The following is a 19,315-nucleotide window of genomic DNA, read 5'->3' as shown; positions in this document are numbered from 1 at the left end:
AGATCTAAATCTTAGTATTCATCCCGCGTATTGTTACCTAATATCGATGAGTCCCGATACAGATTCGTCGTATCATAGACTGACTAAAGGCCGCAGAGCCTGAACAACACAGACAGGTACAGGAAGAAAAAAACATGGTAGATCAGGTAAAAGTCGTTGCCGATGATCAGGCTCCGGCTGAACAGTCGCTACGGCGCAATCTCACAAACCGACATATTCAGCTTATTGCCATTGGCGGTGCCATAGGTACAGGGTTGTTTATGGGTTCCGGTAAAACAATTAGTCTTGCCGGGCCGTCGATCATTTTCGTTTATATGATCATCGGTTTTATGCTCTTTTTCGTGATGCGGGCAATGGGGGAATTGCTGCTTTCGAATCTGGAATATAAATCTTTTAGTGACTTCGCTTCCGATTTATTGGGGCCGTGGGCAGGATATTTCACCGGCTGGACTTATTGGTTCTGTTGGGTAGTTACTGGTATGGCGGATGTTGTCGCTATTACCGCTTATGCGCAGTTCTGGTTCCCGGGGCTTTCTGACTGGGTTGCTTCGTTATCCGTGATCATTCTGTTACTGGTTCTAAACCTCGCCACGGTAAAAATGTTCGGTGAGATGGAGTTCTGGTTTGCGATGATCAAAATCGTCGCCATCGTGTCGCTGATTGTCGTTGGTCTGATCATGGTGATGATGCACTTCCAGTCTCCGACCGGTGTGGAAGCGTCGTTCGCGCATTTGTGGAATGACGGCGGCTGGTTCCCGAAAGGCTTAAGCGGCTTCTTTGCCGGATTCCAGATAGCGGTTTTCGCTTTCGTGGGGATTGAGTTGGTCGGTACAACGGCTGCGGAAACGAAAGATCCGGAGAAATCACTGCCACGCGCAATTAACTCCATTCCGATCCGCATCATTATGTTCTACGTCTTCGCGCTGATTGTAATTATGTCCGTGACGCCGTGGAGTTCTGTGGTCGCGGAGAAAAGCCCATTTGTTGAACTGTTTGTGCTGGTGGGGCTGCCTGCGGCGGCAAGCGTGATTAACTTTGTGGTGCTGACCTCTGCGGCTTCTTCTGCTAACAGTGGCGTATTTTCTACCAGCCGTATGTTGTTTGGTCTGGCACAGGAAGGCGTCGCGCCGAAAGCGTTCGCTAAACTCTCTAAACGCGCAGTACCAGCGAAAGGGCTGACCTTCTCCTGCATCTGCCTGCTCGGCGGCGTGGTGATGTTGTATGTGAATCCCAGCGTGATTGGCGCGTTCACGATGATCACTACAGTTTCCGCGATTCTGTTTATGTTCGTCTGGACGATTATCCTTTGTTCGTACCTGGTGTACCGCAAACAACGTCCGCACCTGCATGAGAAGTCGATCTACAAGATGCCGCTCGGCAAACTGATGTGCTGGGTATGTATGGCATTCTTTGTATTCGTCATCGTGCTGCTGACGCTGGAAGATGACACCCGCCAGGCGCTGCTGGTTACCCCGTTGTGGTTTATCGCGCTGGGGTTGGGCTGGTTGTTTATTGGTAAGAAGCGGGCTGCTGAACTGCGGAAATAACCGCATTATCATGCTGGATGGCGCAATGCCATCCAGCTTTTAGATCACTCACCCGCCAGCGCGCGTGGGAACAGTACATTGTTTTCCAGGCTGATATGCTCCATCAGGTCATCAATCAGTTCATTAATGCCGTTATACATCGCTTTCCAGGTGGTGCAGGCTTCCGGCGGCGGTGTGACGTTATTGGTGGTGTGTTTGATCACTTCCAGCAGTTCGCCCGCTTCATCGTGCTCGCTTTCCATCACACTGATAGGCCCCATTGCCTGGCTACCCATGCCTTGTTTAATCATCGGGAAGAGAATTTGCTCTTCTTTCATCATATGGCTGGAAAGCTCTTCATGCAGCATGGTCAGGTATTTTGTCAGCCCTTTTGGCACGCTCGGTTTGTCGGCGTGAACGCGCTCTACTTTGGTGGCTTGCAGAATCAGTTCCGGCAGTTGTTCGCGGTGACGATCGTGGTAGCGCACGATGATATGGTCGATGATTTCCGCCAGCGGCGCGCTACGCCAGTCTTTCTCAATCGGTTGTTCAGCAAGCTTTGCCAGTTCGGCTTCAATGGCGTCAACATCCAGCTCCTTACGTGCCGCCGCGCGCGCCAGCGTCTGCTTACCGCCGCAGCAGTAATCCATATCATATTTACGAAACAGAGCCGAAGCGCGAGGAATAGAGAGCGCCAGTTCACCTAAAGGTTGGTCGCGATAAGCCATAGCTGATACCTCATTCTTAATAAGATAAGATGTATTTTAAATGCATCTTTAAGGCAAAAGCTATAACCCTTACGTAGCAGAGGCTTATTTAACTCACTGCCAGCGTGTCAACTTTCTGAGACAGATTCAGTTAAAGGTTTTTCTGGTTTTGCTCTGACCGCAATGACCACGCCAATTACTAACAGCGCGATACCGCTCAGCGTCATTAGCGGCGGCATTTGCTGGCGGAGTAAAAAGGTGTACAGCAAACCTGCCAGCGTTTCGAAAACAATCAGCGGCCCGAGAATCACTGTCGGTAATCGCTGGCTGGCGACGTTCCAGCAGAGTGCGCCAACCCATGAGCAAAGCACGGCTATCGCAACCATCAGACTAATAAACACCAGCGGACGGGGGCCAAAAGGTAAGGAGAAGTCCGGCGTTTGTATATTCAGCCAGTAACAGGCGACGAGATAGCCGATGAGAGAAACCGGCAGCGTGACCAGCGCCTGCGCCGTCGCCCACATCATCGGATGTTTGTCGGGATTTTCCCGCAGCCAGCGGGCGTTGCGCAGGGCATACCATGCCCAGCAGACCACGGAAACTAACGCTAGCACGATGCCAGAGGTATAACGTGCCCAGTCAAAATCGGGGAGTCCGTGGTTTAACTCAGCAATATTCACACACGCCAGGCCGATGCCAATACAAATCAGTGCCGGGGCGAGTTTTCCCCACGCGAGTTTGCCGTCGCGCTGGCTATAATGCAGATTGGCAAAGACAGGAATCACCACCGGCAGGGTGCCGATAATCATCGTGGAAACAGGCGCGCCGGTACGTTGAATGGCACTGGCAAGGCAAAAATAATAAATCAGGTTGCCCATCATGGTGAGCATCAAGGCGGTAAACCAATCGCGACGCGCCAACTGACGCAGACGCACGCGCCCCAGCCAGGCAATGGGTAGCGCAATTAACCCTAACGCCAGATAACGCCCCATCGACTGCAACATCGCCGGGTATTCCGGCACGATCAACGGCCCGACAAAAATAAGCCCCCACATCAACCCTGCTAGCAGGGCGTACAGCACGCCGCTAATCATCACTGGCATCCACTGGTCTGTCAGAAGAAATGTTCAGGAAGCAGACATGGTTGCTCCCGGCATCCCGTCATTATCAGAGAGGATGCGGGAGGATGCCACTTTAATTAACTAGTTATTAACATTAAAAAGATGGCTTACGCTTTCGGCTAGCGTTGTCGTTGGGCGGCCAATCAATTTGCTAAGCGTTTTGCTGTTATCAAACAGACCACCTTTCGATGCGCCAACGTCAGAATCAGCCAGCATGTCCGCCAGTCCGACAGGAAGACCAACGCCTTTCAGCGCAGTGGCGAAATCGGCTTCGCTCAGGTTCTGGTAGGTAACCGGCTTGCCGCTCTGTTTGGTCAGCTCTGCCGCTAACTGTGTCAACGTCCAGGCACTATCGCCCGCCAGTTCGTAAACCTTGCCTTCGTGACCGGCTTCGCTAATCACGCGCGCGGCAGCGGCTGCATAATCTACCCGCGTTGCTGAGGCAATTTTGCCATCGCCCGCCGCACCGATGAATACGCCGTGCTCCAGTGCTGCCGGGGCGCTGGCGAGGTAGTTCTCGGTATACCAGCCGTTGCGCAGCAGGGTATAAGCGATGCCAGAATTAGCCAGCATTTTCTCCGTCTCGATATGCTCAGCAGCCAGGCCGAGCGGAGATTTATCCGCGTGCAGCAGACTGGTGTACGCAATAAATTTCACGCCAGCCGCCTTTGCGGCATTAATAACATTACGATGCTGCGGGGCACGTTGACCCACTTCGCTGGAAGAGATCAGCAGCAGTTTTTCCACGCCCTGTAGCGCAGATGTCAGTGCGGCTTCATCGCCGTAGTCAGCCTGACGCACGGTAATGCCTTGCGCGCTCAATGCCTGGGCTTTTGCCGGATTACGTGCGATAGCCACTATTTGGCTGGCAGGGACGGTTTTCACCAGGGACTCAATAACATAGTGACCAAGTTGGCCGGTTGCGCCGGTAATAGCGATCATGGGAAGTCTCCATCGTTTTGTCTTGTGTTTAAATACGCTACCACCTAAACTTACTTTTAGTAAGTACGTACAAAAAGGTAAGTGTGAAATGAGTCAGGTTAGTCTGTCGCAACAACTGAAAGAGGGAAATCTCTTCGCTGAACAGTGCCCGTCGCGCGAGGTGCTGAAACACGTCACCAGCCGTTGGGGAGTATTGATTCTGGTGGCGCTACGTGAAGGCACTTATCGCTTTAGCGACCTGCGCCGTAAAATGGGCGGGGTGAGTGAAAAGATGCTTGCGCAGTCGTTACAGGCGCTGGAACAGGATGGGTTTCTTAACCGTATCTCGTATCCGGTGGTGCCGCCACATGTGGAATATAGCCTCACGCCGCTGGGCGAGCAGGTGAGTGAAAAGGTTGCTGCGCTGGCGGACTGGATTGAGATTCATCTGCCAGAGGTGCTGGCGGTGCGGGATGAACGTGCGGCATAACTGCCGGATGCGCTGCGCTTATCCACCCTGCGCTTCATGACTTGTAGGGCGGATAAGATACGTCAGCATCGCATCCGCCAATAAGTGCCGGATGCGATTTGTAGGTCGAAAAAGATGTCTATTTCTGACTCAAATCCACCTGATAAATCGCAAATCCGATATCATCGGTCGCGACTTTTTTCATCGGATATTGCCCTTTCTCTTTAATAAACGCAGTGGCTTTATCTGTCGGAGAAGTTTCGAAACGGATATCCAGTTTCTTATCGCCGGGGATCGGTGCCAAACGCCAGTTGTTATCTGCCGCCGGGTGAATTTCCCCCGCACGCTTCGACTCTTCTGCGATCCACGCTGCCAGCACCGAGCGGTTTTCATCCGGTGAAGCAAAAGCAATATGGCTGTCACCCGTACCGGCAAATTTGCCGCCGTAAGCGCGATAGTTATTGGTGGCAACGAGGAACATGGCATTCGGATCAATCGGTTTGCCGTTAAAGGTCAGATTCTTAATCCTTTCCGCATTAGCATTAACCACCTGACATTCACCGTCATAGCGGGCGGGCTGGGTGACGTCAATCTGGTAATTCACGCCATCAATAACATCAAAGTTATAGGTGCGGAAACCATCCCAGTTGATGAGTGACTGTGGTTTCGTGCTGTTGGGGTCAATCTGATTAAACTGTCCGGCAGAGCACTCCAGCCACTCTTTCACCTCTTTACCGCTGGCTTTCACCACGATCAGCGTATTGGGGTAGAGATAGAGATCGGCAGCGTTGCGGAAGGTAAGCTGGCCTTTTTCCACTTCAACATAGCTGGCTGGGTCGTTTTTGCGACCGCCAACTTTAAACGGCGCAGCAGCAGAGAGCACCGGCAGTTTTGCCAGATTGGGATCGCCCTGGATGTAATGTTCGACATACGCTTTTTGTGCGTTGTTCACCACCTGCACGGTCGGATCGTCCTGCACCAGCGCCAGATAGCTATACATATTGTCGGCAGATTTTCCAATCGGCTTGCTGACAAACTGGCGTGTGGCGTTGTGATCGGCTTTAAGCGTATCGACCAGTTTGCTATCTTCCGCCGCAAGGGATTTTTTATTGGCGATGTCGTAAATCGGGCGTGCTTCCGCTTTCGCCTGCGTCACCTGCCATTTTCCGCTGTCATTATCGAGTTGCAGATCAACCACGCCGAGATGATCGCCCCACATGCCAGGCATCACTGCTGGAACACCGTTAATCGTGCCTTTGGCGATATCTACGCCTTTGATATCAGCAAAATCTTTACTCGGGAAAACGGCGTGAGCATGACCAAACATAATGGCGTCAACGCCCGGAATTTCACTGAGATAATAAACTGAGTTTTCCGCCATCACTTTATACGGATCAGCAGACAAGCCAGAGTGCGCCAGAACGACAACAACATCGGCACCTTTCTCGCGCATTTCCGGCACGTACTTGCGCACAGTTTCCGTTATATCGTTAACGGTGACTTTGCCGGATAAATTGGCCTTATCCCATCCCATGATCTGTGGTGGTACAACACCGATGTAGCCAATCTTAAGCGTCTGTTTATTGCCGTCTTTATCGACCACTTCGGTGTCTTTAATTAAATACGGTGTAAACATCGGCTGTTTGGTTTTAGCGTCAATGATGTTGGCATTCACATAGGGGAATTTTGCTCCAGCCAGCGCATTTTTCAGATAATCCAGACCGTAGTTAAATTCATGATTGCCGAGTGTGCCAACGGTATAATCCAGCGTATTCAGCGCCTTATAGACCGGATGAACATCACCTGCTTTTAATCCTTTCGCCGACATGTAATCTGCCAGCGGGCTACCCTGGATCAGGTCACCGTTATCGACCAGTACGCTATTTTTCACTTCGTTGCGCGCGTCATTAATCAGGCTCGCGGTACGTACCAGTCCAAATTTTTCTGTCGATGTATCTTTGTAATAATCGAAATCCATCATGTTGCTATGCAAATCAGAGGTTTCCATTATGCGGAGATCGACTGTTGCCGCATTCACACTGGCGGCAATCAGCGTAGCAAGAAGCGTTGCACTAAACTTAACCATCTGGGCATCCTTTTATGAACAAGAAGATGAGACGTCTTTCATACGGAGCGTGAAGGATGCCATAAATAATAAATCAGGAAACGATGACGCCATCACAGTTGGCGGATTCTGTAACGATAGGGTATAAGTAAAACAACAAGTTAACACCACTGAAACAAAAGAGGTGGAGAATGTTAGAACAAGTATGTCAACTCGCACGGAATGCGGGCGATGCCATTATGCAGGTCTACGACGGGACGAAACCGATGGACGTCGTCAGCAAAGCGGATAACTCACCGGTGACGGCGGCGGACATTGCCGCGCACACCGTAATCATGGACGGTTTACGTACCCTGACGCCGGATATTCCCGTTCTTTCCGAAGAAGATCCTCCCGGTTGGGAAGTCCGCCAGCACTGGCAACGTTACTGGCTGGTAGATCCGCTGGACGGCACCAAAGAGTTTATTAAACGAAATGGTGAATTTACCGTTAACATTGCGCTGATCGACAAAGGTAAACCGATCTTAGGTGTGGTGTATGCGCCGGTAATGAACGTAATGTACAGCGCGGCGGAAGGCAAAGCCTGGAAAGAAGAGTGCGGCGTGTGCAAGCAGATTCAGGTACGCGACGCCCGTCCGCCGCTGGTCGTCATCAGCCGTTCCCATGCGGATGCTGAGCTGAAAGAGTATCTGCAACAGCTTGGTGAACACCAGACGACATCCATCGGCTCTTCATTGAAATTCTGCCTGGTGGCGGAAGGTCAGGCGCAGCTCTACCCGCGTTTCGGGCCGACGAATATTTGGGATACCGCTGCCGGCCATGCCGTGGCTGTAGCTGCCGGAGCACACGTTCACGACTGGCAGGGCAAACCGCTGGATTATACTCCGCGCGAATCCTTCCTGAATCCTGGATTCCGGGTTTCTATTTATTAAGCAATTTATGCAGCAAGTCCATGACTTGCTGCACTTCTTGCTGGGTTAACGCCCCGTCCTTCGCCCATTGCACGCGACCGTCTTTATCCAGCACGGCAATGGCGGAACTCTCTTCATCCAGTTGCCAGGCTCCGCGCGCGACGCCATTGCTGTCGACAATAAACTGCGACCACGGATAGAGCTTTTTATTGCTCTCCAGGCTGCTGCGTACAAACATACCGGAACCAGGGATAGCGTCGTCGGTGTTGACAATGGTGGTCGTCTGGTAGCGATCGTGCGGCAATTTCGCCGATTTAATTGCTTCAATCAGCGTCGCATTTTTCTCTTTTGCGGAGGTGCGACCGGCAATATGTTGCAGTACTCGCACTTTTCCCGCTAACTGCGCACTGTTCCAGGTTTTGTAGCTAAACTGATCTTTATCAAACACCAACTCGCCACGATCGGTAATACCAATCGGCGGTACGCGCTGACCAGTTTCGAATTTATGCGCGGAGGCCATCATCGGCAGTAGCAAGCAAGTCAGCGCGAGGATCTTGCGTAGGGTCATAGTGTTTCCTTCTTATCGTATGCAGGTGATCCGACCACTTGGGTCTGGCTTTTAATCATATGTGCTATTTATCGAATTTCCCGCAAGTGCGGTGCCAGTTTGCGGACAAGCGCACAAATCATATGAAAAATGAATGTTTATACTGAAGATTGTGGTTAGGCGAAAAGATAATTCTGAATAATTGTAACAGTAGAGTAAAAAAATTTATACACGCTGGAAACATTACCCCGATAGTCTATAGTCATTAGGCATTAAAATTTGCGCCTCATAATAGTTGGGCCGATTGTGGCACCGCAAAGGCGTAATACTCAGCAGGAGACAACAATGAAAATTTTCCAACGGTACAACCCACTTCAGGTGGCGAAGTACGTGAAGATCCTGTTCCGTGGACGGTTATACATCAAGGACGTTGGCGCTTTTGAATTTGATAAGGGTAAGATTCTTATCCCAAAAGTGAAGGATAAACTGCATTTGTCAGTGATGTCCGAAGTTAACCGTCAGGTTATGCGTCTGCAAACAGAGATGGCTTAACCAAGTGCTATGCAGTAATAAGACGGCTCCTGATTCAGGAGCCGTTGATGTTTCTGGGGTTATGCGACGCTTTCTTCTTTATCTTTGGCGTCAGGCAGTTTTGGCGAAAGGGCGGTGGCTTTACTGTCGATTCGCGTAACCAGTAGCTGGTCGATGCGGTAGTTATCAATGTCCACCACTTCAAATTTGTAACCGGAGAACTTCACCGAATCAGTGCGTTTCGGGATCTTACGCAACATAAACATCATAAAGCCGCCGATGGTTTCGTAGTTGCCCGACTGCGGGAACTCGTCGATATCCAGCACGCGCATCACGTCGTCAATCGGCGTACCGCCATCGATTAGCCATGAGTTCTCATCACGCGCTACAATCTGTTCTTCCAGTCCCTGACCAACCAGATCGCCCATCAACGTGGTCATCACGTCGTTGAGGGTGATGATTCCCACCACCAGTGCGTACTCGTTCATGATTACCGCAAAGTCTTCACCCGCAGCCTTAAAACTTTCCAGCGCCTCAGAGAGGGTCAGCGTATCAGGCACGATCAGCGTGTTGCGAATTTGCACGCCGCTGTTCAGTGCCAGGCTTTGATTGGCCAGCACGCGGTTCAGCAGATCTTTTGAATCGACATAACCGATAATGTGATCGATATCTTCATTACAGACGAGGAATTTCGAGTGCGGATGCTCCGCCACTTTATTCTTCAGGCTTTGCTCATCTTCATGGAGATCGAACCAAATCACGTTTTCACGCGGCGTCATGGAAGACGGCACGGTACGGGATTCCAGTTCAAACACGTTTTCGATCAGTTCGTGTTCCTGTTTACGCAATACACCAGCCAGTGCACCGGCCTCCACTACTGCGTAGATGTCATCAGATGTGATGTCATCTTTACGTACCATTGGCAATTTAAAGATACGGAAGATCATGTTCGCCAGGCCGTTGAAAAACCACACCAGAGGGGTGCAGACGAACAGGCAGAAGCGCATCGGGTTGATGATACGCAAAGCCACAGCTTCTGGCGCAATCATACCGATGCGTTTCGGGGTTAAATCCGCAAACAGAATAAACATGCCAGTCACTAACGAGAAAGAGAGAATAAAGCTCAGTTGCTCAGAGAGTTCCGCCGATATATAGCGGGAGAACAGGCTATTAAAAGCCGGAGAGAACGCCGCATCACCGACGATACCGCCGAGTATTGCCACCGCGTTCAGACCAATTTGCACCACGGTAAAGAACATGCCGGGATTTTCCTGCATATCCAGAACGCGCTGGGCGTTTATATTGCCTTCATCAGCCAGCAGTTTAAGTTTGATTTTGCGTGAGGCGGCAAGCGAGATCTCGGATATCGAGAAGAACGCACTCACAGCGATCAAGCAGAGTATGACTAAAATACTGTTTAACATATCTTATCCGACCGTTCAGGTCAGATCCTCGGAAGGGGAAGTTGATTAATTTGTGCGAAATACACATTGAAAGCCGGTTCGAAGAGAGTGAACCGACATTTTCAGTGGCTAGTATAGCGTAAGGTACTGTAAAGTCGCCAGAGGGTTAAATTTTTGCTTCATTTCGCTTTAGTTCTGCCTTTTATTGCTACGCTTCAGGCGGCAGGCAAACGCCGATCCCACCAATTCCGCAATAACCATACGGGTTTTTATGCAGATATTGCTGGTGGTCATCTTCGGCATAATAAAACGGTGTCGCGTTGGCGATCTCGGTGGTTATTTGACGATCGTCATCGGCGGCAAGCATCGCGGCCTGAAAACGTTCCAGACTGGCGCGGGCGGCAGCATCCTGTTCTGGTGTTAGCGGATAAATCGCGGAACGATACTGCGTGCCATGGTCATTGCCCTGACGCATTCCTTGTGCGGGATCGTGATTCTCCCAAAATACTTGTAACAGTTGTTCGTAGCTGATCACTGACGGATCGTAAACCACGCGTACCGCTTCGGCGTGGCCGGTATCACCAGAACACACTTCCCGATAAGTCGGGTTTGGCGTGTAACCGCCGGTATAACCTGCGGCGGTGCTGTAAACACCGGGAAGTTGCCAGAAAAGGCGTTCCACGCCCCAGAAACAGCCCATAGCAAAAATGGCGATTTCCATTCCGTCAGGCACATTTGTCATTGAGTGACCATTGACTGCATTCAGCGTGGCTACGGGCATCGGGGTATTACGTCCAGGAAGGGCATCGGCGGGGGAAACCAGATGCTTTTTATCAAATAAACTCATGGTATCGCTCTCCCGAAAATCGGTCTTTGGGGTTTAGGTTGTAACAAGAGACGTATTTGCACACAATAACTCTCGTGAATGTGTATAAAGTAAAACATAAGAAATATTTTGGATTTAGTCTGCTTTTAAATCCATATTGCTGGTTTTTTGTTAAGCCGTTTAACGGGGTTCCAGGGGCAGGAACAAAGGATATTCAGGAGAAAATGTGCGCTATATCCGACAGTTATGTTGTGTAAGCTTACTCTGTTTTGGTGGTTCTGCTATCGCCGCGAACGTCCGTCTACAGGTCGAAGGGTTATCAGGGCAGCTGGAAAAAAATGTTCGTGCACAGCTTTCTACGATTGAAAGTGATGAAGTGACGCCAGACCGGCGATTTCGCGCGCGTGTCGATGATGCCATCCGCGAAGGCCTGAAGGCGCTGGGCTATTACCAGCCGACCATTGAATTTGATCTTCGCCCACCGCCAAAGAAAGGGCGACAGGTTTTGATCGCCAAAGTCACGCCCGGCGTGCCCGTTTTGATTGGCGGCACCGATGTTGTGTTACGCGGTGGTGCACGGACTGATAAAGACTATTTGAAGTTGCTCGATACTCGCCCGGCTATAGGCACGGTGCTGAATCAGGGCGACTACGAAAATTTCAAAAAGTCCTTAACCAGCATCGCGTTGCGCAAAGGCTATTTCGATAGTGAATTTACCAAAGCCCAGTTGGGTATTGCACTTGGCTTGCATAAAGCCTACTGGGATATTGATTACAACAGTGGCGAACGCTACCGCTTTGGGCATGTGACCTTTGAAGGCTCACAGATCCGCGATGAGTATCTGCAAAACCTTGTTCCGTTTAAAGAAGGTGATGAATACGAGTCAAAAGACCTGGCAGAGCTAAACCGCCGTCTCTCCGCCACTGGTTGGTTTAACTCGGTGGTGGTTGCACCGCAGTTTGATAAAGCGCGAGAAACAAAAGTATTGCCACTTACCGGCGTCGTTTCGCCGCGCACGGAAAACACGATTGAAACCGGGGTCGGGTACTCCACGGACGTAGGTCCACGTGTCAAAGCCACGTGGAAAAAGCCGTGGATGAACTCTTACGGTCACAGCCTGACCACCAGCACAAGTATCTCTGCACCGGAACAAACCCTCGATTTTAGCTATAAAATGCCGCTGCTTAAGAACCCGCTGGAACAATATTATCTGGTACAGGGCGGTTTTAAGCGCACCGATCTAAACGATACTGAATCCGATTCTACAACTCTGGTGGCTTCCCGTTATTGGGATCTCTCCAGCGGCTGGCAGCGCGCCATTAACTTACGCTGGAGTCTTGACCACTTTACCCAGGGTGAAATTACCAACACTACGATGCTGTTTTATCCGGGTGTGATGATTAGCCGCACGCGTTCACGCGGCGGCCTGATGCCGACCTGGGGCGACTCGCAACGCTACTCAATCGACTACTCAAATACGGCCTGGGGCTCGGACGTTGATTTCTCAGTGTTTCAGGCGCAAAACGTCTGGATACGCACACTCTACGATCGCCATCGTTTTGTCACGCGCGGCACGCTGGGCTGGATTGAAACGGGTGACTTCGACAAAGTGCCGCCTGATCTACGTTTCTTTGCCGGGGGCGACCGTAGCATTCGTGGCTATAAATACAAATCTATCGCCCCGAAATACGCCAATGGTGACCTGAAAGGGGCATCAAAACTGATAACCGGATCGCTGGAGTACCAGTACAACGTGACCGGAAAATGGTGGGGGGCGGTGTTTGTTGATAGCGGCGAAGCGGTAAGCGATATTCGCCGCAGTGACTTTAAAACCGGCACCGGGGTTGGTGTGCGCTGGGAATCACCAGTCGGGCCGATCAAGCTCGATTTCGCCGTTCCGGTCGCTGACAAAGACGAGCACGGGTTACAGTTTTACATCGGTCTGGGGCCAGAATTATGAGTTTATGGAAAAAAATCAGCCTCGGCGTGGTTGTCGTCCTCTTATTATTGCTGGGGGCGGTGGCATTTCTGGTGGGCACTACCAGTGGTTTGCATCTGGTATTTAAAGCGGCAGATCGCTGGGTGCCTGGGCTGGACATCGGTAAGGTGACTGGCGGCTGGCGCGACCTTACTCTGTCTGACGTTCGTTATGAGCAGCCAGGTGTGGCGGTTAAAGCGGCTAATCTGCATCTGGCAGTCGGGCTGGAGTGCCTGTGGAACAGCAGTGTTTGCATTAACGATTTGGCACTGAAGGATATTCAGGTCAACATCGACAGCAAAAAAATGCCCCCTTCAGAGCAGGTTGAAGAAGAGGAAGACAACGGCCCGCTGGATCTCTCCACGCCGTATCCCATTACCCTGACGCGGGTGGCGCTGGATAACGTCAATATCAAAATTGATGATACTACGGTGTCGGTGATGGACTTCACCTCCGGTCTGAACTGGCAGGAGAAAACCCTGACCCTGAAACCGACATCGCTGAAAGGCCTGCTGATTGCCCTGCCGAAAGTGGCGGAAGTGGCGCAGGAAGAAGTGGTCGAACCGAAGATTGAAAATCCGCAGCCGGATGAAAAACCGCTCGGCGAAACGCTCAAAGATCTCTTTTCTCGCCCGGTATTGCCGGAAATGACCGACGTGCATCTGCCGCTCAATCTGAACATTGAAGAGTTTAAGGGCGAGCAATTGCGCGTGACGGGCGACACGGACATCACCGTGCGCACCATGCTGCTGAAAGTGAGCAGTATCGACGGCAATACCAAACTGGACGCGCTGGATATTGATTCCAACCAGGGGATCGTTAACGCCAGCGGTACGGCGCAGCTGTCCGGTAACTGGCCGGTGGATATCACCCTCAACAGCACACTGAACGTGGAGCCGTTGAAGGGTGAAAAAGTGAAGCTGAAAGTAGGCGGTGCGCTGCGCGAACAACTGGAGATTGGCGTTAACCTTTCCGGTCCGGTTGATATGGATCTGCGTGCCCAGACGCGGCTGGCGGAGGCTGGACTGCCGCTTAACGTCGAAGTGAACAGCAAACAGCTTTACTGGCCGTTTACCGGCGAGAAGCAGTATCAGGCGGACGATCTGAAACTGAAACTCACCGGCAAAATGACCGATTACACGCTCTCTATGCGCACGGCAGTGAAGGGACAGGAGATCCCGCCAGCCACCATTACCCTCGACGCGAAAGGTAATGAACAGCAGGTGAATCTCGACAAACTCACCGTCGCGGCGCTGGAAGGGAAAACTGAGTTGAAAGCGTTGCTCGACTGGCAGCAGGCAATTAGCTGGCGTGGTGAGTTAACGCTTAACGGCATTAACACCGTGAAAGAGTTCCCGGACTGGCCGTCGAAACTCAATGGTTTGATCAAAACGCGCGGCAGCCTGTACGGCGGCACCTGGCAGATGGACGTGCCGGAGCTGAAGCTGACCGGTAACGTTAAACAGAACAAAGTGAACGTTGAAGGTACGCTGAAAGGCAACAGTTATATGCAGTGGATGATCCCTGGTCTGCATCTGGAACTGGGATCAAACAGTGCCGAAGTGAAAGGCGAACTGGGAGTAAAAGATCTCAATCTTGATGCCACGATCAACGCGCCAGGTCTGGATAACGCGCTGCCAGGGCTGGGCGGTACAGCGAAAGGGTTGGTGAAGGTTCGAGGTACGGTGGACGCACCGCAGTTGCTGGCGGATATCACCGCGCGCAGCCTGCGCTGGCAGGAACTCTCCGTGGCGCAGGTTCGCGTGGAAGGCGATATAAAATCCACCGATCAGATTGCGGGTAAACTCGACGTGCGCGTTGAGCAAATTTCGCAGCCGGATGTGAATATCAACCTCGTTACCCTGAATGCGAAAGGCAGTGAAAAGCAGCACGAGCTACAACTGCGGATTCAGGGCGAGCCGGTTTCCGGACAGCTCAATCTGGCGGGTAGCTTTGATCGTAAAGAAGAACGCTGGAAGGGAACGCTGAGTAATACCCGCTTCCAGACGCCAGTCGGGCCGTGGGCGCTGACCCGCGATATAGCTCTGGATTACCGCAATCAGGAGCAAAAAATCAGCATCGGGCCGCACTGCTGGCTTAACCCGAACGCGGAACTGTGCGTGCCGCAAACCATTGATGCCGGGGCTGAAGGGCGTGCGGTGGTGAATCTCAACCGTTTCGACCTGGCCATGCTGAAACCGTTTATGCCGGAAACGACTCAGGCAAGCGGTATCTTTACAGGTAAAGCAGACGTAGCCTGGGACACCACCAAAGAGGGGCTGCCACAGGGCAGCATCACCCTTTCCGGGCGTAACGTGCAGGTGACGCAAACCGTCAACGATGCGGCGCTGCCGGTGGCGTTTCAGACGCTGAATCTGACGGCGGAGTTGCGTAACAACCGCGCCGAACTGGGCTGGACCATCCGCCTGACTAATAATGGTCAGTTCGATGGACAGGTGCAGGTGACCGATCCGCAAGGCCGCCGCAATCTTGGTGGCAACGTGAATATTCGCAATTTTAACCTCGCGATGGTAAACCCCATCTTTACCCGTGGGGAAAAAGCGGCGGGGATGGTGAGTGCTAATTTACGTCTGGGCGGTGATGTACAAAGCCCGCAGCTTTTTGGTCAGCTCCAGGTTACGGGTGTGGATATCGATGGCAACTTTATGCCGTTTGATATGCAGCCGAGCCAGCTTGCGGTCAACTTTAACGGTATGCGCTCGACGCTTGCGGGCACCGTGCGAACCCAGCAAGGTGACATTTACCTGAACGGGGATGCAGACTGGAGTCAGATTGAAAACTGGCGCGCGCGGGTAACGGCAAAAGGCAGTAAGGTGCGGATCACCGTACCGCCGATGGTGCGCATGGATGTGTCGCCAGATGTCGTATTCGAAGCCACACCAAGCCTGTTTACCCTTGATGGTCGCGTTGACGTACCGTGGGCGCGCATTGTGGTGCATGATTTGCCAGAAAGTGCGGTGGGCGTCTCCAGCGATGTCGTGATGCTCAACGATAATCTGCAACCGGAGGAGGCGAAAACTGCGTCGATTCCGATTAACAGCAACCTGATTGTCCACGTCGGCAACAACGTGCGCATTGATGCCTTTGGTCTGAAAGCGCGGCTGACGGGCGATCTCAATGTCGTACAGGACAAACAGGGGCTGGGGCTGAACGGACAGATCAACATACCGGAAGGGCGCTTCCATGCCTATGGTCAGGATCTGATCGTTCGCAAAGGCGAGTTGCTGTTCTCTGGTCCACCGGATCAACCGTATCTTAATATCGAAGCAATTCGTAACCCGGATGCTACAGAAGATGACGTAATCGCCGGTGTTCGCGTCACTGGACTGGCGGATGAACCGAAAGCGGAGATTTTCTCTGACCCGGCGATGTCGCAACAGGCTGCGTTGTCTTACTTGTTGCGTGGACAAGGGCTGGAGAGCGATCAGAGCGACAGCGCGGCGATGACCTCGATGCTGATTGGTCTGGGGGTTGCACAAAGTGGTCAGATTGTGGGTAAAATCGGCGAGACATTTGGCGTAAGTAATTTAGCTCTCGACACCGAGGGAGTAGGCGACTCCTCCCAGGTGGTGGTCAGCGGCTATGTATTACCAGGTCTACAAGTGAAATACGGCGTGGGGATATTTGACTCTATCGCAACACTCACGTTACGTTATCGCCTGATGCCAAAGCTATATCTGGAAGCCGTGTCTGGTGTAGATCAGGCACTGGATTTGCTCTATCAGTTCGAGTTTTAGCGATGCGAATATTTGTCTACGGCAGTTTACGTCACAAACAAGGCAACAGCCACTGGATGACCAATGCCCAGTTGCTGGGCGATTTCAGTATCGATAACTACCAGTTGTATAGCCTGGGCCACTATCCAGGCGCAGTTCCGGGAAACGGAACGGTACACGGTGAAGTTTATCGTATTGACAACGCCACGCTGGCCGAACTTGATGCCTTGCGCACCAGGGGCGGTGAATACGCGCGCCAGTTGATTCAGACGCCGTACGGGAGTGCATGGATGTACGTTTATCAACGACCCGTCGATGGATTAACGCTGATTGAAAGCGGCGACTGGTTAGACAGGGATAAGTCATAATATAAACACGCCACCTTCGGGTGGCGTTGTTTTTTCGAGGTATCTCGCATTCTTTTTTGTAATTCCCCCACCTTTTGATTTTCTCTCCGAGCCGCTTTCCATATCTGTTAACGCATAAAAAACTCTGCTGGCGTTTACAAATGCGCAGGGGTAAAACCGGGGCACGCTTTGAACGGTGAGTATGAGTGAGGTCGGCTAACTTCCAGCAAGTGGCTATGAACAGCAAAATGGTGGTCGAGTTTAGCTTGTTCTTACCGTTCAAGCCTTTCAACTGCTGAGAATAATGATAGTGGAATAGATAGTTTATATATTGCGGGCATAAAAAAACCCTTACTAACCGAAGCCCGGCGTTCAGGGTTATTGCGCTAGAAGAACTTATTTATTCTTTGCGCGCTCGAAGGAAGCAACGATTTCAGCTTTAGCGGCTTCGGCGTTATCCCAGCCGTCAACTTTAACCCACTTGCCTTTTTCGAGGTCTTTGTAGTGCTCGAAGAAGTGAGCGATCTGAGCCTTCAGCAGTTCCGGCAGATCGTTAACGTCTTTGATGTGATCGTATTCTTTGCTCAGCTTGCTGTGCGGAACAGCAACCAGTTTCGCATCTTCACCGGCTTCGTCGGTCATTTTCAGAACGCCAACCGGACGGCAACGGATCACAGAACCCGGCTGCAGCGGGTACGGAGTCGGAACCAGTACGTCAACCGGGTCACCGTCCAGAGACAGGGTGTGGTTGATGTAACCGTAGTTGCACGGATAGAACATCGCGGTGGACATGAAGCGGTCAACGAACAGTGCGCCGCTCTCTTTGTCGATTTCGTATTTGATCGGATCTGCGTTAGCCGGGATCTCAATAACAACGTAGATGTCTTCCGGCAGATCTTTACCCGCAGGGACGTTGAGTAAGCTCATGTCTGTTTCCTTTAAAATATGTGGCAAACAAGTGCCGAGTATTATAGCCAACTCGCGCCGAATGTCTTCGCTTGTTTTCGTCCTCATATTCCTTTTTCGCCAGTTTTAAGACGGCTCGTGGAGCAGGAACATCCATAACCGTAGCCGCATTTTTCATAGTGATATGAAAGCGATTACAAACTTGTGATTAACGTTTTATTTACTTTTTTGAAGTGTGATGTAACGCAATCCGTTACATAACGAATTGTCTATAGTTTTTTCGCGAACATCTTTTCACCAATAATAACTATCCCGACGAGGACAACCCTATGTGGAAACGCTTACTTGTAGTCTCTGCAGTCTCGGCAGCCATGTCGTCTATGGCGTTGGCCGCTCCATTAACCGTAGGATTTTCGCAGGTCGGATCAGAATCCGGCTGGCGCGCCGCAGAAACCAACGTGGCGAAAAGTGAGGCCGAAAAACGTGGTATCACGCTAAAAATTGCCGATGGTCAGCAAAAGCAGGAAAACCAGATTAAAGCGGTACGTTCCTTCGTTGCACAAGGGGTAGATGCGATCTTTATCGCTCCAGTGGTGGCGACGGGTTGGGAACCGGTATTAAAAGAGGCGAAAGATGCCGAAATTCCGGTCTTTTTGCTCGACCGTTCCATTGATGTGAAAGACAAATCTCTCTATATGACCACTGTCACCGCTGACAACATTCTTGAAGGTAAGCTGATTGGTGACTGGCTGGTAAAAGAAGTGAATGGCAAACCATGTAACGTGGTGGAGTTGCAGGGCACCGTTGGGGCAAGCGTTGCCATCGACCGTAAAAAAGGTTTTGCCGAAGCCATTAAGAATGCGCCAAATATCAAAATCATCCGCTCGCAGTCCGGTGATTTCACCCGCAGTAAAGGCAAAGAAGTTATGGAGAGCTTTATCAAAGCGGAAAACAACGGCAAAAACATCTGCATGGTTTACGCCCATAACGACGACATGGTGATTGGCGCAATTCAGGCAATTAAAGAAGCGGGTCTGAAGCCAGGCAAAGATATCCTCACGGGTTCCATTGACGGCGTGCCGGACATCTACAAAGCAATGATTGATGGCGAAGCGAATGCCAGCGTTGAACTGACGCCAAACATGGCCGGCCCGGCCTTCGACGCGCTGGAGAAATACAAAAAAGACGGCACCATGCCTGAAAAGCTGACGTTGACCAAGTCCACCCTTTACCTGCCTGATACCGCAAAAGAAGAGTTAGAGAAGAAGAAAAATATGGGGTATTGAGGGACATCAATACCTGATGCCGACTTGTGGGCCG

General features: G+C 51.4%; 16 protein-coding genes. 8 read left to right on the top strand and 8 right to left on the bottom strand.

Features of this window, described 5'->3' with window-relative positions:
* Positions 1 to 134: 134 nt before the first annotated feature.
* Complete coding sequence (gene cycA, locus WES_RS02425) at positions 135 to 1,547, top strand: D-serine/D-alanine/glycine transporter (RefSeq protein WP_016159983.1); 1,413 nt, start codon at positions 135 to 137, stop codon at positions 1,545 to 1,547.
* Between the two features lie 44 nt (positions 1,548 to 1,591).
* Here cycA and ytfE read toward each other — a convergent pair whose 3' ends face one another.
* The 3 genes from ytfE to qorB form a co-directional block, all read right to left on the bottom strand.
* Positions 1,592 to 2,254, bottom strand: coding sequence for an iron-sulfur cluster repair protein YtfE (gene ytfE / locus WES_RS02430; RefSeq protein ID WP_016159984.1), 663 nt, complete (start codon positions 2,252 to 2,254; stop codon positions 1,592 to 1,594).
* Between the two features lie 107 nt (positions 2,255 to 2,361).
* Complete coding sequence (locus tag WES_RS02435) at positions 2,362 to 3,327, bottom strand: DMT family transporter (protein WP_016159985.1); 966 nt, start codon at positions 3,325 to 3,327, stop codon at positions 2,362 to 2,364.
* 108 nt (positions 3,328 to 3,435) lie between these two features.
* Positions 3,436 to 4,296 carry an NAD(P)H:quinone oxidoreductase gene (gene qorB, locus WES_RS02440; protein WP_016159986.1) on the bottom strand — a complete coding sequence of 287 codons (861 nt, stop codon included), beginning with the start codon at positions 4,294 to 4,296 and terminating at the stop codon, positions 3,436 to 3,438.
* Positions 4,297 to 4,384: 88 nt separating this feature from the next.
* Between qorB and WES_RS02445 the strand changes: the two genes are divergently transcribed.
* Positions 4,385 to 4,765 carry a winged helix-turn-helix transcriptional regulator gene (locus tag WES_RS02445; protein ID WP_016159987.1) on the top strand — a complete coding sequence of 127 codons (381 nt, stop codon included), beginning with the start codon at positions 4,385 to 4,387 and terminating at the stop codon, positions 4,763 to 4,765.
* Positions 4,766 to 4,883: 118 nt separating this feature from the next.
* Here WES_RS02445 and cpdB read toward each other — a convergent pair whose 3' ends face one another.
* Complete coding sequence (cpdB, locus tag WES_RS02450) at positions 4,884 to 6,830, bottom strand: 2',3'-cyclic-nucleotide 2'-phosphodiesterase (protein ID WP_016159988.1); 1,947 nt, start codon at positions 6,828 to 6,830, stop codon at positions 4,884 to 4,886.
* Positions 6,831 to 7,000: 170 nt separating this feature from the next.
* On the opposite strand from cpdB, the gene cysQ reads away from it, so the two are divergent.
* On the top strand, positions 7,001 to 7,741 hold the full coding sequence (cysQ, locus tag WES_RS02455; RefSeq protein WP_016159989.1) for a 3'(2'),5'-bisphosphate nucleotidase CysQ: 741 nt from the start codon (positions 7,001 to 7,003) through the stop codon (positions 7,739 to 7,741).
* On the opposite strand, the gene WES_RS02460 is transcribed toward cysQ, so the two are convergent.
* The gene (locus WES_RS02460) at positions 7,731 to 8,288 is read right to left on the bottom strand and encodes a YtfJ family protein (protein WP_000175264.1); all 558 of its coding nucleotides are present in this window, start codon (positions 8,286 to 8,288) and stop codon (positions 7,731 to 7,733) included. The genes cysQ and WES_RS02460 overlap by 11 nt on opposite strands.
* Positions 8,289 to 8,612: 324 nt before the next feature.
* On the opposite strand from WES_RS02460, the gene WES_RS02465 reads away from it, so the two are divergent.
* Positions 8,613 to 8,819 (top strand): DUF1107 domain-containing protein, encoded by a 207-nt coding sequence (locus WES_RS02465; RefSeq protein ID WP_000689228.1) that lies wholly within the window; start codon positions 8,613 to 8,615, stop codon positions 8,817 to 8,819.
* 59 nt (positions 8,820 to 8,878) lie between these two features.
* On the opposite strand, the gene WES_RS02470 is transcribed toward WES_RS02465, so the two are convergent.
* Together WES_RS02470 and msrA are read right to left on the bottom strand one after the other, a co-directional pair.
* On the bottom strand, positions 8,879 to 10,222 hold the full coding sequence (locus tag WES_RS02470; protein ID WP_000935031.1) for a polyamine export protein PaeA: 1,344 nt from the start codon (positions 10,220 to 10,222) through the stop codon (positions 8,879 to 8,881).
* Positions 10,223 to 10,409: 187 nt separating this feature from the next.
* Positions 10,410 to 11,048 (bottom strand): peptide-methionine (S)-S-oxide reductase MsrA, encoded by a 639-nt coding sequence (gene msrA / locus WES_RS02475; RefSeq protein WP_016159990.1) that lies wholly within the window; start codon positions 11,046 to 11,048, stop codon positions 10,410 to 10,412.
* A 205-nt stretch (positions 11,049 to 11,253) separates the two neighbouring features.
* On the opposite strand from msrA, the gene tamA reads away from it, so the two are divergent.
* The 3 genes from tamA to WES_RS02490 are packed head-to-tail and all read left to right on the top strand — an operon-like array spanning position 11,254 to position 17,110.
* Entirely contained in the window at positions 11,254 to 12,987 is a 1,734-nt protein-coding gene (gene tamA, locus WES_RS02480) for an autotransporter assembly complex protein TamA (RefSeq protein ID WP_001269289.1), read from the top strand.
* Positions 12,984 to 16,763, top strand: coding sequence for an autotransporter assembly complex protein TamB (gene tamB / locus WES_RS02485; protein ID WP_016159991.1), 3,780 nt, complete (start codon positions 12,984 to 12,986; stop codon positions 16,761 to 16,763). The genes tamA and tamB overlap by 4 nt, the downstream gene beginning before the upstream one ends.
* A gap of 2 nt (positions 16,764 to 16,765) precedes the next feature.
* Positions 16,766 to 17,110, top strand: a complete 345-nt coding sequence (locus tag WES_RS02490) for a gamma-glutamylcyclotransferase family protein (RefSeq protein WP_001219162.1) — start codon at positions 16,766 to 16,768, stop codon at positions 17,108 to 17,110.
* 375 nt (positions 17,111 to 17,485) lie between these two features.
* Here the strand turns inward: WES_RS02490 and ppa are convergent, their stop codons facing one another.
* Entirely contained in the window at positions 17,486 to 18,016 is a 531-nt protein-coding gene (gene ppa / locus WES_RS02495) for an inorganic diphosphatase (protein ID WP_000055074.1), read from the bottom strand.
* A gap of 308 nt (positions 18,017 to 18,324) precedes the next feature.
* Between ppa and ytfQ the strand changes: the two genes are divergently transcribed.
* Positions 18,325 to 19,281: a galactofuranose ABC transporter substrate-binding protein YtfQ gene (gene ytfQ / locus WES_RS02500; protein ID WP_000265933.1), complete on the top strand. Its 957-nt coding sequence runs from the start codon at positions 18,325 to 18,327 to the stop codon at positions 19,279 to 19,281.
* Positions 19,282 to 19,315: the final 34 nt, after the last annotated feature.

Origin of the sequence: Escherichia sp. KTE31, assembly GCF_000407925.1 — a bacterium.
GTDB classification, from domain to species: domain Bacteria; phylum Pseudomonadota; class Gammaproteobacteria; order Enterobacterales; family Enterobacteriaceae; genus Escherichia; species Escherichia ruysiae.
Note: the sequence above shows the minus strand (reverse complement) of the source record. Positions and strands in the feature narration are given on the sequence as shown.

Excerpts from the sequence above, each read along its gene's own strand:
- cycA (WP_016159983.1), top strand. The coding sequence starts at position 135 with ATGGTAGATCAGGTAAAAGTCGTTGCCGATGATCAGGCTCCGGCTGAA.
- ytfE (WP_016159984.1), bottom strand. The coding sequence starts at position 2,254 with ATGGCTTATCGCGACCAACCTTTAGGTGAACTGGCGCTCTCTATTCCT.
- WES_RS02435 (WP_016159985.1), bottom strand. The coding sequence starts at position 3,327 with ATGATTAGCGGCGTGCTGTACGCCCTGCTAGCAGGGTTGATGTGGGGG.
- qorB (WP_016159986.1), bottom strand. The coding sequence starts at position 4,296 with ATGATCGCTATTACCGGCGCAACCGGCCAACTTGGTCACTATGTTATT.
- WES_RS02445 (WP_016159987.1), top strand. The coding sequence starts at position 4,385 with ATGAGTCAGGTTAGTCTGTCGCAACAACTGAAAGAGGGAAATCTCTTC.
- cpdB (WP_016159988.1), bottom strand. The coding sequence starts at position 6,830 with ATGGTTAAGTTTAGTGCAACGCTTCTTGCTACGCTGATTGCCGCCAGT.
- cysQ (WP_016159989.1), top strand. The coding sequence starts at position 7,001 with ATGTTAGAACAAGTATGTCAACTCGCACGGAATGCGGGCGATGCCATT.
- WES_RS02460 (WP_000175264.1), bottom strand. The coding sequence starts at position 8,288 with ATGACCCTACGCAAGATCCTCGCGCTGACTTGCTTGCTACTGCCGATG.
- WES_RS02465 (WP_000689228.1), top strand. The coding sequence starts at position 8,613 with ATGAAAATTTTCCAACGGTACAACCCACTTCAGGTGGCGAAGTACGTG.
- WES_RS02470 (WP_000935031.1), bottom strand. The coding sequence starts at position 10,222 with ATGTTAAACAGTATTTTAGTCATACTCTGCTTGATCGCTGTGAGTGCG.
- msrA (WP_016159990.1), bottom strand. The coding sequence starts at position 11,048 with ATGAGTTTATTTGATAAAAAGCATCTGGTTTCCCCCGCCGATGCCCTT.
- tamB (WP_016159991.1), top strand. The coding sequence starts at position 12,984 with ATGAGTTTATGGAAAAAAATCAGCCTCGGCGTGGTTGTCGTCCTCTTA.
- WES_RS02490 (WP_001219162.1), top strand. The coding sequence starts at position 16,766 with ATGCGAATATTTGTCTACGGCAGTTTACGTCACAAACAAGGCAACAGC.
- ppa (WP_000055074.1), bottom strand. The coding sequence starts at position 18,016 with ATGAGCTTACTCAACGTCCCTGCGGGTAAAGATCTGCCGGAAGACATC.
- ytfQ (WP_000265933.1), top strand. The coding sequence starts at position 18,325 with ATGTGGAAACGCTTACTTGTAGTCTCTGCAGTCTCGGCAGCCATGTCG.